Below are 15,364 nucleotides of genomic sequence, written 5' to 3' on the forward strand. Positions count from 1 at the left end.
ATGAATAAGTAAGGAAGATCATATGATTAACGATCTCAAACAAGATAGCGAACAGCGCATGCAGAAGTCGCTTGACTCTTTAGAGTTGGGCTTTGCCAAAGTTCGTACAGGTCGTGCGCACCCATCTATTTTAAATGGTGTGATGGTTTCTTACTACGGCTCTGATGTTCCGTTGAATCAAGTCGCAAATATCGGGCTTGAAGATTCACGTACGCTGTTGGTTCAACCATTTGAACGTTCAATGGTTGCTGCGATAGATAAAGCGATTCGTGAAGCAGGTTTGGGCTTGAACCCTATTACTGCTGATGCAATCCGTGTACCAATGGCTGCGTTAACAGAAGAAACTCGTCGTGATATGCAAAAAGTTGCACGTGCAGAAGCTGAAAATGCCAAAGTTGCGATTCGTAACATTCGTCGCGATGTATTAGGTGATCTCAAAGCATTATTGAAAGAAAAAGAAATTTCTGAAGATGATGATCGTCGTGCATCAGATGATATTCAGAAAATCACTGATAAATATGTTGCAGAGGTTGATAAACGTCTTGCAGCAAAAGAAGCAGAATTGATGAAGGTCTGATTTTTATGACCTCGCAAGAAGAACAGCTTCTTCCTCAACATGTTGCCATCATTATGGATGGCAACAATCGTTTTGCCAAAAAAAATCAAATGCAAAAAGGCGATGGGCATCGTGAAGGCAAAAATGTCTTGGATCCGATTGTCGAGCATTGCAAGAAAGTTGGCATTCGCGCTTTAACCGTTTTTGCATTTTCAAGCGAAAACTGGAACCGTCCCCAATACGAAGTTGATTTGTTAATGAAATTGTTGGAAGAAACAATTCATGAGCAACTGCCGCGTATGGAAAAGTTCAATATTGCACTACGTTTTATTGGTGACCGTTCTCGGTTGTCTAATGAATTGCGTGATTTGATGCAATATGCCGAGCAAAAAACAGCAGCCTACAGCTCTATGACACTGACCATTGCGATTAGCTATGGTGGAATGTGGGATATGGCGCAAGCTGCGAAAATGATTGCTCAGGATGCGCTTGCAGGAAAGCTTCAAGCAGATCAGATAAATGTTGATTTATTTGATAAATATGTCAGTCTAAATGATCTTCCAGCTGTTGATTTATTGATCCGTACAGGTGGGGATTATCGTTTGTCTAACTTCTTACTCTGGCAAGCTGCTTATGCAGAATTGTATTTTACCGATACTTTGTGGCCAGAATTTACCATAGAAGAGCTAGATCATGCCTTTCGTGTTTTTTCAGGACGTGAACGACGCTTTGGCAAGACATCAGAACAGATTCAACAAGCGAAAATAGAGAATTAATAATGTTAGAGCGGATTATTACCGCATTGGTGTTAGTTGCTGTTGTTTTAAGTTGCATGTTTGCAACGCAATCACATTATCCAATGTTTATGCTTATGATTTTAGCTGCGGGGGTTGCAGGCTACGAATGGTTTAAGCTTATGCCACGTAGTGTAACCGCTGTTTCAAAGCCGAAGGCTTGGGTATATGGTGGCTGTGTTGCAGCAGTATCAACACTTGCATTATTTTTTGATGATGTTGCTCTTTTACTTTGGGCAGCATCAATTCTCACATGGTTGGGCAGCATCTATTGGGTCAAGAATTATCCTGAATCGGACAATTGGTACAATCCATCCCTCTATATCATCGGATTTATCCTGATTTCTGCTGCGGTAACTTCACTTTATGCCGTTTGGCATAGCTCACCGTGGTGGCTGATGTATTTGTTCCTGCTGGTTTGGGGAGCGGATAGTGGTGCTTATTTTGTTGGTCGTAAGTTTGGTAAGAAAAAACTTGCACCTTCTGTTAGCCCGAATAAATCAGTGGAAGGTTTATATGGCGGTATTGCGACAACGGTTATCATTATGCTGGTTGTGCAATATTTCTATTTAAACTTAACCGCAATACAGCTAATCTTATTCTTAATTCTTTCGATCATTACTGTGTTCGCATCAGTGCTGGGTGACTTGTTTGAATCCATGATTAAGCGCCGTGCTGGAATTAAAGATTCCGGGCGTGTACTGCCGGGACATGGTGGTGTGCTTGATCGTATTGATTCTTTACTTGCTGCCGCACCGATTTTTGCAACAGGTATGTATATATTAAAACTTATTGGTGTAGATCTTTAAATGACTCAAGCTGTTTGTATATTGGGTGTTACTGGTTCAATTGGTCAAAGTACTTTAAAAGTATTGGAACAGCACCCAGACCAATACACCGTATTTGCAGTCTCTGCATATAGTCGTTTAGATGAACTTTTAGAAATTTGTAAAAAACATCATCCAAAAGTAGTTGTTGTGCCGAATGAAAAAGCATTTGAGTTACAACAACGTTTAAATCAAGAAAATTTAAAAAATATTGAAATCCTCACAGATGAGGCTGGCTTAATTGCAATTGCAGAGCATGCTGACGTAGATATCGTCATGGCGGCCATTGTTGGTGCGGCAGGTTTGTTACCCACGCTTGCGGCAGTAAAAGCAGGTAAGCGTGTTTTATTAGCCAACAAAGAATCATTAGTGATGTCGGGTGACATCATGATGCAGGCGGCACGCGAGCATAATGCATTATTGTTGCCGGTTGATTCTGAACATAATGCGATTTTCCAGTCTCTACCGCACGACTATCTAAATGCAGAAAGAACGGGACAGCCACAATTGGGCGTGTCTCGTATTTTGCTGACTGCATCAGGTGGGCCTTTTCTCAACCATTCCTTGGCACAACTGCATGATGTTACACCGCAACAGGCATGCAAGCACCCAAACTGGTCAATGGGACAAAAAATCTCGGTTGATTCGGCGACCTTAATGAATAAAGGTCTGGAATTGATCGAAGCGTGCCATTTGTTTTCAATATCAGAACATTTTGTTACAGTTGTTGTTCACCCACAAAGTATCATTCATTCCATGGTGCAATATGTGGATGGATCAACTTTGGCACAAATGGGTAACCCAGATATGTGTACGCCAATTGCGCATGCATTAGCTTGGCCTAAACGGTTGGCAACAGATGTTCCTGCGCTTGATCTATTTGAGACAGCTCAACTGAATTTTCAGCAACCAGATATTGTTAAGTTTCCAGCATTGGATTTGGCACGTCAGACAATGCGTGCAGGTGGTTTGGCACCTACAGTATTAAATGCAGCAAATGAAATTGCAGTTGCTGCATTTTTAAAGCAAAAAATCCGATTCACCGAGATTCCTCAAGTGGTCGATCATACTTTGCAAGCTGTACAAAATGCTAAAGCAGAAAACATAGACATCATTTTACAGACTGATATGATCGCTAGACAGATTGCAGAAAAGTATATTGTGAGAAAAGGAGGCTAAATCGTATGAATGCACTATTTATGATTGTTGCAGCGATTTTATTGCTTGGTCCTCTGATCGCAATTCATGAATTTGGTCATTATTGGGTCGCGCGTAGATTAGGCGTTAAAGTTCTAGTTTATTCGATTGGTTTTGGGCCAACATTATTAAAATGGCAGTCTAAAAAATCAGGTATCCAATATCAGCTTTCTGCTTTGCCACTGGGTGGCTATGTCAAAATGCTGGATGAGCGCGAAGGCAATGTTGCAGAGCAAGATTTACCTTATGCATTTAACCGACAATCTCCGTGGAAACGTATTGCAATTGTTGCTGCTGGACCATTGATTAACCTGTTTTTTGCAGTTTTCCTGTTCTGGATTTTGTTCCTTCCTGCGCAAGAACAACTGAATACACGTATTGGTAAAGTGATGCCAAATACACCTGCTGCACAAGTTGACTTGAAAGTGGGTGACAAGATTATCAATGTTGACGGACAAACAACGCCAACATGGGAAAAATTGAATTACGCTTTGGTAAATCGTGTTGGTGAAACTGGGCAAGTCTCTATCATTGTTGATCGTGCTGGCACTGAAAAACAGTTTAGTTTACCGATTAAAGATTTCCTGAAAGATCAAAGTCAGTCTCCATTGGATGTATTGGGCTTTTTGCCTTACCGTCCAGTGATTCCTGCTAAAGTGAAAGAACTTAGTGCAGATGGTGCGGCAGTGCGTCAAGGCATGAAAGTGGGCGATCAGATCGTTGCAATTGATAATGTTGCAATGAAAGATTGGTTTGATGTGGTTGATGTAGTTCAAAGCTCTCCAGAAAAGTTGCTGAATATTGATGTATTGCGCGAAGGTCAGATTGTGCATTTGCAAGTCATGCCTCAAGGTCAACGCGATAATATGGGCAATACCACGGGCGTGCTTGGGGTGAAGAGTGATGCAGGTAAGATTACGATTCCAAACGAATACAAACAAACCATTCAATATTCACCGATTGAAGCTTTGGGTGTCGCAGTGGATAAGACCACTCAGCTCTCGGGCATGATTTTTAACTCTATTATCAAGATGGTGCGCGGTTTAATTGGACTGGATAATTTATCTGGCCCAATCACGATTGCGAAAGTGGCTGGTCAAAGTGCTGAAATGGGATGGCAAACGTTTATCTCCTTCATGGCTTTGATGAGTGTCAGCTTAGGGATTTTGAATTTATTGCCGATTCCGATGCTTGATGGTGGTCACTTGGTGTATTACTTTATCGAAGCAATTCGTGGTAAACCTGTTTCTGAACAAATACAGATGTTTGGTCTAAAAGTTGGTATGGTACTGCTCGGTAGCATGATGCTTTTGGCTTTATTTAACGACTTCATGCGTTTATAACAACGCAAATGGAATTTAACTTACTGGAAAATATATGGGCATGCGTCACACACATTTATTAATGCCTTTGGCACTGGTTAGTGCGATGGCAGTGGTACAACAAGCATACGCTGCAGATGAGTTTCTTGCACAAGATATACGAATTGATGGCTTAGTGCGTTTAACACCTGCAAGTATCTATTCTATGTTACCAATAAATAGTGGCGATAGAGTAAGTGATCCTATGATTGCTGAGGCAATCCGTACTTTATATGCTTCTGGTTTATTTGATGACATCAAAACCTATAAAGAAAATAATGTTTTGGTCTTTAAAGTTGTTGAACGTCCAGTTATTTCAAAGCTGGAATTCAAAGGCAATAAACTGATTCCAAAAGAAGCCTTAGAGCAAGGCTTAAAGAAAATGGGTATTGCGGAAGGTGAAGTTTTCAAAAAATCTGCATTACAGATTATTGAAACTGAGCTTGAGCAACAATACACCCAGCAAGGTCGTTATGATGCTGATGTTTCGGTTGAAACAGTTGCACGTCCAAATAACCGTGTTGAATTAAAGCTAAACTTCAATGAAGGTACGGCTGCTAAAGTATTTGATATTAATATCATCGGTAATACAGTCTTTAGTGATAGCGATATCAAGCAAGCCTTTGCAGTGAAAGAAAGCGGCTGGGCATCTGTCGTTACCCGTAATGACCGCTATGCACGTGAAAAAATGGCTGCCAGTCTGGAAGCTTTACGTGCTTTGTACTTAAACAAAGGTTATATCAACTTTAATATTATTAATTCACAACTGAATATCAGTGAAGATAAAAAACACATCTTTATTGAAGTTTCAGTAGATGAAGGTAGCCAGTTCAAGTTTGGTGAAACCAAATTCTTGGGTGATGCACTTTATAAACCAGAAGAGTTAACAGCGCTTAAGCTTTATAAAGATGGTGAAACTTATTCGCAAGAAAAAGTAAATGCAGTTAAACAACTTTTGCTTCGTAAATATGGTAATGCAGGTTATTACTACGCTGAAGTAAATGTTGTACCTGAGATCAATAATGAAACAGGCATTGTTAACCTGAATTATTATATTAATCCAGGTCAGCAAGTGACTGTACGTCGAATCAACTTCACAGGTAACAGTAAAACTGCAGACGAAGTTTTACGTCGTGAAATGCGTCAAATGGAAGGTGCATTAGCAAGTAACGAGAAAATCGATCTTTCTAAAGTTCGTTTAGAACGTACCGGTTTCTTTAAAACGGTTGATGTAAAACCTGTTCGGGTACCAAACTCTCCTGACGAAGTCGATTTGAATGTAAATGTTGAAGAGCAGCATTCCGGGACGACGACACTTGCTGTAGGTTACTCACAAAATGGTGGTGTAACTTTCCAAGCAGGTTTAAGTCAAACCAACTTTATGGGTACAGGTAACCGTGTAGCGATTGATTTGTCGCGTTCAGAAACACAAGATTACTATAACTTAAGTGTGACGGATCCATACTTCACCATTGATGGTGTAAGTCGTGGTTATAACGTTTACTACCGTAAAACCAAGTTAAATAAAGACTATAACGTTAACAACTATGTGACGGATAGTATTGGTGGTAGTTTAAGTTTTGGTTATCCAATTGATGAAAACCAGAGTTTAAGTGCATCTTTAGGTCTTGACCAAACTAAAGTTCGGACAGGTCCAAGCGTTTCAACTTATATTCGTGATTATTTATTGGCAAATGGTGGTAAAGCGACAGGTAGCGCGACTTACTGTCCGGAAGATCAATGGGAAGTGATTGATGATAAATACACGGGTAATTGTAAACCTGGCCAGGAAAGAACCTATGAGAATGCTTTCGAGGGTGAGTTTCTGACTTATATGTTAAATCTTGGTTGGTCTTATAACACACTCAACAGACCAATTTTCCCAACCTCAGGTATGTCTCATCGTGTTGGCTTAGAAATTGGTTTGCCAGGTAGTGATGTTGACTATCAAAAAGTAACTTATGATGCACAAGCCTTTAAATCATTAGGTGCCGGATTTGTACTTCGTGGTTATGGTAAATTAGGTTATGGTAATGATTTACCATTCTATAAAAACTTCTACGCGGGTGGTTATGGCTCGGTTCGTGGTTATGACAACAGTACCTTGGGACCAAAATATCCAAGTGTTATTTTCCAAAAAACTGATCAGAATGATCCAGATCCAGAAGAAGTCGGTGGTAATGCGCTGGTACAGTTCGGTACAGAACTGGCATTACCTTTACCATTTAAAGGCGACTGGACACGTCAAGTTCGTCCAGTATTGTTTGCAGAAGGCGCACAGGTATTTGATACTAAATGTGATATCGCAACTGGCACAATGAAGATGAATGGAAGCAATATTGATGTCAAACAATATTGTAATGACAACTATAAGTTTGACTTTGGCAATATGCGCTATAGCGTGGGTGTCGGCTTTACATGGATTACCATGATTGGTCCATTGTCACTTAGCTATGCATATCCGTTAAATGATAAGCCAGGCGATGATACTAAATCTATCCAATTCGAAATCGGTCGTACTTTCTAAGTACGGCCTTGCTTAGCGCTGTAAGATATATAAAGGATGCAATAATGAAAACATTAACAAAGCTGATGTTGGGTTTGGGTTTAACGGTTTCTGCAACAGTAAATGCTGCTGGCTTGGCTGTAGTAGATTTGGCTAAAGTTGTAGAAAGCAGTACTTATCTCAAGCAACAAAATGCGAGCTTGAGCCAGTCGGTAAAACCGACTTCAACTCGTCTTGAGCAATTGGGTAAAGAGTTAGAGTCTTTGCAACAAAAAGCACAGACTGAAGGCCAGAAAATGAATCAGGCTGATATTCAAAAGTTAACTGCTCAATATCAGTCAAAACTGAGTGAATTCAACTCAACTCAGCAAGGTCTACAAACCAAAGTTCAGTCTAGTTTGCAGGCAATGAATACAACTTTTGAAACACGTGTGAAGCAAGCTGCTGAACAATTGCGTAAAGAGAACAACTTAGACTTCATTTTGAATAAAAATTCTACGATTGCCTCTGACGCTCAGTATGATTTAACTGATAAAATGATTCAAAAGGTTAATTCAATTAAATAATCAATGAATAGACGTACTTATCGTTTAGAAGAAATTGCTCACCTTGTCAAAGGTGAGTATTTCGGTGCACAAGATTTTCAGATCTCGGGCTTGGCAAGTTTAGAACATGCACAAGAAAATCAGATCTGTTTTGTGAATGGCGAAAAATATCTAACGCAGGCAGAAGCAAGCCATGCGGGTGTATATATCGTCACAGCTTCACTTAAATCACAACTGATCAATAAACAAAATTTTATTGTTGTCGATAATCCTTATTTGGCTTTTGCGACTTTAACGCATTTATTTGAAAAAAAGATTACCCAACGCGGCATTGAAAGTACTGCCAAAATTCATCCATCTGCCATGATTGCCGATGATGTGTATATTGGACATTATGTCGTGATTGGTGAAAATTGTGTTGTTGGTAACAATACAATTATTCAGGCACATGCTTTTGTTGATGATGAAGTCGAAATTGGTAAAGAATGTTTTATTGATGCGCATGTGACGATTACAGGTGCTGCAAAACTGAAAGATCGTGTGCGTATTCATGCCAATACTGTTATTGGTACGGAAGGTTTTGGTTTTGCACCGTATCAGGGTAAGTGGCACCGTATTGCACAACTGGGCTCGGTTCGTATCGGAAATGATGTTCGAATTGGATCAAATTGTAGTATTGATCGCGGTGCACTGGATGACACAATTCTAGAAGATGGTGTCATTATTGATAACCTTGTGCAAGTTGCTCACAATGTGCATATTGGTGAAAATACGGCCATCGCTGCAAATTGTGGGATCGCAGGGAGTGCCCGGATTGGCAAAAACTGTATTCTAGGTGGTGCATCAGGGGTGGTTGGACACCTTACAATTGCAGATAATGTGACACTTACTGCAATGTCAATGGTCACAAGAAATATTTCTGAGGCTGGAACGTATTCTTCTGGCATGGGACTTTTTGAAAATAGTCACTGGAAAAAGACGATTGTACGTCTCAGACAATTAGCAGATGTGCCATTGACCCAAATCACTAAAAGGCTTGATCATATGCAAGCTCAATTAGAGTCCCTTGAATCAACCTTTAAGTTACGTAAATAATTTATTATGACTGAGTCTACATCTCCAGCATTTACGATGCCTGAATTACCAATGGATATTCTTACCATTCGTGAATATTTACCCCATCGTTATCCATTTTTATTAGTTGATCGCGTTACGGAAATAACTGAGAACAGTATTGTCGGTTATAAAAACGTCTCGATTAATGAAGAGTTTTTCCAAGGGCATTTCCCGACTTATCCAATTATGCCTGGCGTACTGATGATTGAAGCATTAGCGCAGGTTTCTGGAATTTTGGGTTTTGTCTTAACTAATCAAAAGCCGAAAGCAGGTTCACTGTTTTTATTCGCAGGTGCAGAAAAGATCAGATTTAAAAAACAAGTTGTTGCAGGTGACCAGCTTGTCTTAAAATCTGAACTTGTGATGCAAAAACGTGGCATTTACAAGTACAATTGTACTGCTAGCGTTGATGGCATTGTTGCTGCAACGGCAGAGATTATTATTTCACACCAGAAAATTGAGCAGACATGAGTAGTCAGAATTTAATACATCCCACAGCAATTATTGACCCGTCTGCAGAAATTGCATCTGATGTACAAATTGGTCCGTATTGTGTTGTGGGTCCAAATGTAAGTATTGACTCTGGTACAAAATTACATTCACATGTTGTCATTGGTGGTTTTACGAGAATTGGTAAAAATAATGATATTTTCCAGTTCTCGAGTATTGGGGAAATTTGTCAGGATTTAAAATATCAAGGCGAAGAAACCTGGTTAGAAATCGGTGACCATAATTCGATTCGCGAGCATTGTACTTTGCATCGTGGTACGGTTCAGGATCACAGCCTGACCAAAATTGGTAGCCATAACCTGTTAATGGTCAATACGCATATTGCCCATGACTGTGTTATTGGTAACCATAATATTTTTGCTAATAATGTTGGTGTTGCAGGGCATGTCCATGTCGGCGATCACGTGATTGTCGGTGGTAATGCGGGTATTCATCAATTCTGCAAAATCGACTCATATAGTATGATCGGTGGTGCAGCGCTTATACTTAAAGACGTACCTGCTTATATCATGGCCTCTGGTAATCCAGCGCGTGCTTATGGTATGAATATTGAAGGGATGCGTCGTAAAGGATGGTCTCGTGATACGATTCAGGGTTTACGAGAAGCTTACAAGCTGATCTATAAATCTGGTTTAACCACTGAACAGGCGATTGAACAGATTCGTAATGAAATTCTGGTCAAAACACCTGAGGCTCAGCTATTCATCGATTCATTGGAACAGTCCACACGTGGTATTGTGCGTTAATCGATAATGCAAAGCAAAAAAGACACGATAGTGTCTTTTTTTATGCTCAATTTTCTTCTTCTACAAATTGCTGTCGATATTGTTTAGGTGAATGCTCAAAGGTGCGTTTAAAGGCTTGGCTAAAAGCAGTTTCTGAGGAGTAACCCACTTTATTGGCAATCTGTTGTATTGAGTGATTGCTTTTACGCAGATATTGACTTGCCAGACGCATGCGATGCTGCTGTAAATAGGCGAGAGGTGATTCACCAATCACTTCATGGAAGAGGCTGGCAAACTTGGAGCGTGACATACAGCATTGTTCTGCCAATGATTCAACCGTCCAGGCATCTTCGGGATGGTTATGGATGGCCGCTAGACTATTGCTGAGTTCTGGATGATTTAAGGCACTGAGCCAACCATGTTGAGTTGAGATTTGTTGAATATGATCTCGAATACATTTGATTAATAAGATATTCACGAGATGATCAATGATGATATCGCGGCCTGCCTGAATATTTTGTGTTTCTAAGGCAAGGAAATGTAAGCCAATTTGTAGCCATTCGGGTGCATTGGTATCTCCGCGTTGGAGATGAATAATGGGAGGTAAGGCCTGAATAAAAGGACGCGCCATAATGGTGTCAATCTGGCAGCGTACCGTCAGAATGAGAGTTTTTTCGGATGACTGTGTGCCGAATTCGATGGCTTCCTCTTTATGACCATCGAACAATTTTGAAATATCAACAGCATCGACCAGTTTGGTAATCGCATTATCTGCACCTGTATGGGCTTTCCCTGAAGAAATCACCACAATTTCGCCCGCATGTGCAGTTAAACTATTTTGCGCATCAATTTGAATAAAAACAGAACCAACTAAAACAATATGAACAATTAAGGCGCTTTGATCTTGGCAGATAAAACTCCATTCTCCTTGAGTTTTCAAGTAGATATATTCAGTGTGATTTAAATGAATATCAGCAAATATTTTACTTAAAGCATCCATATGATTTTTTAACGATGTATTCATTTAAATTATAGAGAGCTGTGCCAATAACTCAATATGTGTTTATAGGACAAAAACAGGGAGGATGATGCCAAAGACTTTGACATAGCTTTTTTGGACGCTTGCAACTGTCATGAATTCCATAATTCCTCAAAATATACTTATATATACAAAGACATGGATTCGATGATGAATGCGCCAGTAAATGTTGAGCAAGAACTTACGCCAGTAAGCATTCCAAAGTCAAAAACTCAGTTGGATCGGAAACGTTATTTATGGGCCATTAGCCCAGCTTTGCCTGTAATCGGAATTGGTATTTTGGCAGGTTATCAATTTGCACCACGCCCATTGAAAAAAATCTTTGCTTTAGGTGGTCCAATTGTTTTACATATTGTGATTCCAACAATTGATACGATTATTGGGAAAGATGCCAATAATCCAACCGATGAAGATATTAAGCTGTTAGAAAAAGACCCATATTATTCTCGATTGGTAAAAAGCTTTATCCCACTACAATATGCAGCCAATGTTTATGCATGTTATTTATCAAGCCGTAAAGAAACCTCTTTCATTGATAAGATTTTTCTTGGTATTTCAATGGGCGCAATTAATGGGATTGCCATTAATACTGCACATGAGCTAAGTCATAAATCTGATCGTATTGACCATATTCTTTCACATTTGGCGTTGGTACCAACAGGGTATAACCATTTCCGTGTTGAACATCCTTATGGTCACCATAAACGTGCTGCGACACCTGAAGATCCAGCATCTTCACAAATGGGTGAAACGTTCTATGAGTTTTGGCCACGTACGGTCATTGGCTCTTTCAAATCAGCAATTGAAATCGAAACGACACGTTTAAAACGTAAAGGCAAAGAGTTCTGGTCAAGGGACAATGAATTGCTACAAGGTTGGGGCATGAGTGCCGCGTTTCATGGTTCAATGGTTGGTCTGTTTGGTAAGGGCGTAATTCCTTATTTAGCAACTCAAGCGTTCTACGGCATTAGTTTATTTGAAATTATTAACTATATTGAACACTACGGCCTAAAACGTCAAAAGGACAAAAATGGCAAATATGAGCGCACAATGCCTGAGCATAGCTGGAACAATAATAATATTGTGACCAACTTGTTCTTATATCAATTACAGCGTCATTCAGACCATCACGCTTATCCAACCCGTCCATTCCAGGCGTTGCGTCATTTTGATGAAGCACCAGAGCTACCGAGTGGTTATGCAAGTATGTTATTACCTGCTTTGATTCCGCCACTATGGTCAAAAATGATGGATAAGCGCGTCTTTGATCACTATAAAGGTGACTTGAATAGAGCCAATATTTATCCAAAACGTCGTGCCAAACTATTTAAGAAATTTGGTGTAGTTGACCAATCATTAAATGAAGTTTCTACAGAACAGGTAGCAACTGCATAATCCAAAAAACACTCTAAAAGCAGGGCACTGGTGAATCATCATCAGTGCCTTTTTATTTTCTTGTATTAAAACTTTAACCAAGTACAGATTTTGCATCTTCTTGCTGTATATCTATGTATAACTTAAGAATAATTTTATAAGCGATTTATGAGGCAAAGATGACAAAACATTATGATTATATTGCGATTGGTGCTGGCAGTGGCGGCATTGCATCAGTGAATCGTGCTGCCATGTACGGGAAAAAATGTGCCTTAATTGAAAAAGCCGAGCTAGGTGGAACCTGTGTCAACGTAGGTTGCGTGCCTAAAAAGGTGATGTGGTATGCGGCTCATGTGGCTGAGGCTATCCATAAATATGGCCCAGATTATGGCTTTAACAGTAAAGTTGAGTCTTTCGATTGGCAGACTTTAATTAAGAATAGACAGGCTTATATCGATCGTATTCATCAGTCCTATCAAAATAGCCTAAGCAAGAATCAGGTTGATCTTATTCATGGCGCGGCTCATTTCATTGATAAAAATACTATCGAAGTCAACGGTGAGAAATTCACAGCTGATCATATCCTGATTGCAACCGGGACACAGCCGTCATTACCAGATATTGAAGGGGTTGAATATGGTATTGATTCGAACGGTTTTTTTGAGTTAACAGCTTTACCTAAAAAAACAGCAGTGATTGGTTCAGGCTATATTGCGGTTGAGTTAGCGGGTGTACTCAATGCTTTGAGTTCGCAAGTCGGATTGTTTATTCGTAAAGATTTACCCGTAAGACGCTTTGATTCATTTGTTAGTGAAACCTTGGTGGAGATCATGCAAATTGATGGTATCAGCGTCCATACCCAAGCTGTACCAAAGAAAATCACAAAAAATGACGATGATTCCGTTACTTTACATTTAGAAAATGGCGAAACCTATACGGTTGATTGCTTAATCTGGGCAACGGGGCGAGGGCCAAATACTGCGAGTTTGAATCTGGATAAAGCCAATGTCCAATTGGATGAGCGAGGCTATATTCAAGTTGATAAATTCCAGAATACTTCACAGCAAGGCGTGTATGCGGTGGGTGATATTACTGGGAAAATGGAACTGACGCCGGTTGCTGTGGCTGCTGGACGGAGACTCTCTGAGCGATTATTTAATCATAAACCAGATGAACATCTGGACTATGACAATATTCCAACCGTGGTATTTAGTCATCCGCCCATTGGCACAGTGGGGATTACTGAAAAAGAAGCCATTCAGCAATACGGGCAACAAGCGGTTAAAGTATATAACTCATCCTTTACTGCGATGTACAGCGCCATTACGCAACATCGTCAGCCGACCAAAATGAAATTGGTTTGTGTGGGTGAAAATGAAAAAATTGTCGGTATCCACGGTATCGGTTTTGGCATGGATGAGATTCTGCAAGGTTTTGCGGTGGCTTTGAAAATGGGTGCAACCAAGAAAGATTTTGATAATACCGTTGCCATTCATCCAACCTCAGCTGAAGAGTTTGTGACGATGAGATAACACATAATTTATTAAAATAGAAAGGACGTGCTGAACACGTCCTTTTTCTTTGCATTGAATAAGTAAAGCAACAATTATTTCAATTCACTGGATGATTTACCTAATTCACGACGGGCAATGATTAATTGCTGGATCTGTTGTGTACCTTCAAAAATATCCAGAATTTTTGAGTCACGTGCCCATTTTTCCAGTAATTCATCTTCGCCATAACCGACACTGGCAGCCAACTCGACGCATTTTAGTGTAATTTCATTGCCAACCCGTCCAGCTTTCGCTTTGGCAATCGATGCTTCTTTTGAATTCGGCTTTTTATTGTCGGCCATCCACGTTGCTTTAATCATTAACAAACGGGCGGCTTCCCATTCGGCTTCCATTCGATAGATTTGCGCAGCTAAATTTGAAGTTTGTAAGTAGGGTGTTTTGTAGTCTGGATCAAGCTGATCTTTAAAGATTTCTTTAATTCGCTCTAACGAGGCTTTGGCACAACCAATTGCCATTGCTGCAACCAGTGGACGGGTATTGTCAAAGGTTTCCATGACGCCAGCAAAGCCTTTTGCCACGTCAATCTCAGGATTACCTAACAGATTGGCAGCAGGCACACGACAGTCAATAAAGCTAATCACCGCGGTATCTGAAGCTTTAATTCCGAGTTTATGTTCTAGACGCTCAACCTTCATTCCAGGTGTGCCTTTGGGTACCACGAATGATTTAATCGCAGCGCGACCTAGCTTTTTATCCAGTGTTGCCCACACCACCACCGAGTCAGCACGTTCACCTGATGTGACAAAGATTTTTTCACCATTCAGGATATAGTCATCACCATCTTTGGTTGCTGTAGTGCGAATTGCTGCCGAGTCAGAACCACAACCGGGTTCTGTGATCGCCATCGCTGCCCAAGTGCCTTTGAAGCGTTCTAACTGTTCATCATTGGCAACTGCTGCAATGGCAGAGTTACCTAAACCTTGACGGGGCATACTCAGTAATAGGCCTGTATCACCGTAACACATTTCAATAATGCCCAGCGCTGCTGACATATTGCCGCCATTTACAACTGTATCTGGGTTTACCGTGCCGCGTTTACTGGCATTGGCTGCACCGACACCTTCGCCACTTTCATTCATGCCATCCAGTAAGGCAGCAAGCATGTCTAGTTCTTTCGGGTAAGCATGTTCGGCTTTGTCATATTTACGGGAAATAGGTCGTAAAACATTCAGCGCAGTTTCGTGTGCCTGATCCACCAGCATTTTGAATTTTTTCGGATTTTGTAAGTTCATTATTGTTC

Annotated in this window: 14 protein-coding genes; 12 read left to right on the top strand and 2 right to left on the bottom strand. The window is 40.3% G+C overall.

The annotated features are described in order from the left end of the window. Positions 1–22: 22 nt before the first annotated feature. Genes frr through lpxA form a run of 10 tightly spaced genes read left to right on the top strand, consistent with a single transcriptional unit; the run spans position 23 to position 10,158 of the window. Positions 23–577: a ribosome recycling factor gene (gene frr, locus IEV36_RS01060; protein WP_004653307.1), complete on the top strand. Its 555-nt coding sequence runs from the start codon at positions 23–25 to the stop codon at positions 575–577. Positions 578–582: 5 nt separating this feature from the next. Then, positions 583–1,332, top strand: coding sequence for a polyprenyl diphosphate synthase (uppS, locus tag IEV36_RS01065; protein ID WP_005257328.1), 750 nt, complete (start codon positions 583–585; stop codon positions 1,330–1,332). A 2-nt stretch (positions 1,333–1,334) separates the two neighbouring features. Beyond that, a complete protein-coding gene (locus IEV36_RS01070) occupies positions 1,335–2,159 on the top strand; it encodes a phosphatidate cytidylyltransferase (RefSeq protein ID WP_004772005.1) in 825 nt (274 codons plus the stop codon). After that, positions 2,160–3,356 (top strand): 1-deoxy-D-xylulose-5-phosphate reductoisomerase, encoded by a 1,197-nt coding sequence (ispC, locus tag IEV36_RS01075; RefSeq protein WP_005257329.1) that lies wholly within the window; start codon positions 2,160–2,162, stop codon positions 3,354–3,356. 5 nt (positions 3,357–3,361) lie between these two features. Next, on the top strand, positions 3,362–4,717 hold the full coding sequence (gene rseP, locus IEV36_RS01080) for an RIP metalloprotease RseP (RefSeq protein ID WP_004772007.1): 1,356 nt from the start codon (positions 3,362–3,364) through the stop codon (positions 4,715–4,717). A gap of 34 nt (positions 4,718–4,751) precedes the next feature. Then, entirely contained in the window at positions 4,752–7,262 is a 2,511-nt protein-coding gene (bamA, locus tag IEV36_RS01085) for an outer membrane protein assembly factor BamA (protein WP_005257330.1), read from the top strand. Between the two features lie 44 nt (positions 7,263–7,306). Further along, a complete protein-coding gene (locus IEV36_RS01090) occupies positions 7,307–7,807 on the top strand; it encodes an OmpH/Skp family outer membrane protein (protein WP_004772009.1) in 501 nt (166 codons plus the stop codon). A gap of 3 nt (positions 7,808–7,810) precedes the next feature. Beyond that, the gene (gene lpxD, locus IEV36_RS01095; protein ID WP_005257331.1) at positions 7,811–8,881 is read left to right on the top strand and encodes a UDP-3-O-(3-hydroxymyristoyl)glucosamine N-acyltransferase; all 1,071 of its coding nucleotides are present in this window, start codon (positions 7,811–7,813) and stop codon (positions 8,879–8,881) included. Between the two features lie 6 nt (positions 8,882–8,887). Then, the gene (gene fabZ / locus IEV36_RS01100; protein WP_004772011.1) at positions 8,888–9,373 is read left to right on the top strand and encodes a 3-hydroxyacyl-ACP dehydratase FabZ; all 486 of its coding nucleotides are present in this window, start codon (positions 8,888–8,890) and stop codon (positions 9,371–9,373) included. Next, positions 9,370–10,158, top strand: coding sequence for an acyl-ACP--UDP-N-acetylglucosamine O-acyltransferase (gene lpxA, locus IEV36_RS01105; protein ID WP_004772012.1), 789 nt, complete (start codon positions 9,370–9,372; stop codon positions 10,156–10,158). The genes fabZ and lpxA overlap by 4 nt, the downstream gene beginning before the upstream one ends. Before the next feature lie 46 nt (positions 10,159–10,204). Here lpxA and IEV36_RS01110 read toward each other — a convergent pair whose 3' ends face one another. Then, positions 10,205–11,137 (bottom strand): AraC family transcriptional regulator, encoded by a 933-nt coding sequence (locus IEV36_RS01110; protein ID WP_005257332.1) that lies wholly within the window; start codon positions 11,135–11,137, stop codon positions 10,205–10,207. A gap of 189 nt (positions 11,138–11,326) precedes the next feature. Between IEV36_RS01110 and IEV36_RS01115 the strand changes: the two genes are divergently transcribed. Together IEV36_RS01115 and gorA are read left to right on the top strand one after the other, a co-directional pair. Continuing rightward, positions 11,327–12,571 carry an alkane 1-monooxygenase gene (locus tag IEV36_RS01115; protein WP_005257333.1) on the top strand — a complete coding sequence of 415 codons (1,245 nt, stop codon included), beginning with the start codon at positions 11,327–11,329 and terminating at the stop codon, positions 12,569–12,571. Positions 12,572–12,729: 158 nt separating this feature from the next. After that, positions 12,730–14,082 carry a glutathione-disulfide reductase gene (gene gorA, locus IEV36_RS01120; protein ID WP_005257334.1) on the top strand — a complete coding sequence of 451 codons (1,353 nt, stop codon included), beginning with the start codon at positions 12,730–12,732 and terminating at the stop codon, positions 14,080–14,082. 74 nt (positions 14,083–14,156) lie between these two features. Here the strand turns inward: gorA and IEV36_RS01125 are convergent, their stop codons facing one another. After that, a complete protein-coding gene (locus IEV36_RS01125) occupies positions 14,157–15,356 on the bottom strand; it encodes an acyl-CoA dehydrogenase family protein (RefSeq protein ID WP_005257335.1) in 1,200 nt (399 codons plus the stop codon). Positions 15,357–15,364 lie beyond the last annotated feature (8 nt).

It is taken from the genome of Acinetobacter vivianii, assembly GCF_014635885.1.
Classification (GTDB): Bacteria; Pseudomonadota; Gammaproteobacteria; order Pseudomonadales; family Moraxellaceae; genus Acinetobacter; species Acinetobacter vivianii.

What these genes read in the sequence shown, in the direction of transcription:
- IEV36_RS01110 (WP_005257332.1), bottom strand. Translation starts at nt 11,137, where the DNA reads ATGGATGCTTTAAGTAAAATATTTGCTGATATTCATTTAAATCACACT.
- lpxA (WP_004772012.1), top strand. Translation starts at nt 9,370, where the DNA reads ATGAGTAGTCAGAATTTAATACATCCCACAGCAATTATTGACCCGTCT.
- fabZ (WP_004772011.1), top strand. Translation starts at nt 8,888, where the DNA reads ATGACTGAGTCTACATCTCCAGCATTTACGATGCCTGAATTACCAATG.
- gorA (WP_005257334.1), top strand. Translation starts at nt 12,730, where the DNA reads ATGACAAAACATTATGATTATATTGCGATTGGTGCTGGCAGTGGCGGC.
- rseP (WP_004772007.1), top strand. Translation starts at nt 3,362, where the DNA reads ATGAATGCACTATTTATGATTGTTGCAGCGATTTTATTGCTTGGTCCT.
- IEV36_RS01090 (WP_004772009.1), top strand. Translation starts at nt 7,307, where the DNA reads ATGAAAACATTAACAAAGCTGATGTTGGGTTTGGGTTTAACGGTTTCT.
- frr (WP_004653307.1), top strand. Translation starts at nt 23, where the DNA reads ATGATTAACGATCTCAAACAAGATAGCGAACAGCGCATGCAGAAGTCG.
- uppS (WP_005257328.1), top strand. Translation starts at nt 583, where the DNA reads ATGACCTCGCAAGAAGAACAGCTTCTTCCTCAACATGTTGCCATCATT.
- IEV36_RS01115 (WP_005257333.1), top strand. Translation starts at nt 11,327, where the DNA reads ATGAATGCGCCAGTAAATGTTGAGCAAGAACTTACGCCAGTAAGCATT.
- IEV36_RS01070 (WP_004772005.1), top strand. Translation starts at nt 1,335, where the DNA reads ATGTTAGAGCGGATTATTACCGCATTGGTGTTAGTTGCTGTTGTTTTA.
- ispC (WP_005257329.1), top strand. Translation starts at nt 2,160, where the DNA reads ATGACTCAAGCTGTTTGTATATTGGGTGTTACTGGTTCAATTGGTCAA.
- IEV36_RS01125 (WP_005257335.1), bottom strand. Translation starts at nt 15,356, where the DNA reads ATGAACTTACAAAATCCGAAAAAATTCAAAATGCTGGTGGATCAGGCA.
- bamA (WP_005257330.1), top strand. Translation starts at nt 4,752, where the DNA reads ATGGGCATGCGTCACACACATTTATTAATGCCTTTGGCACTGGTTAGT.
- lpxD (WP_005257331.1), top strand. Translation starts at nt 7,811, where the DNA reads ATGAATAGACGTACTTATCGTTTAGAAGAAATTGCTCACCTTGTCAAA.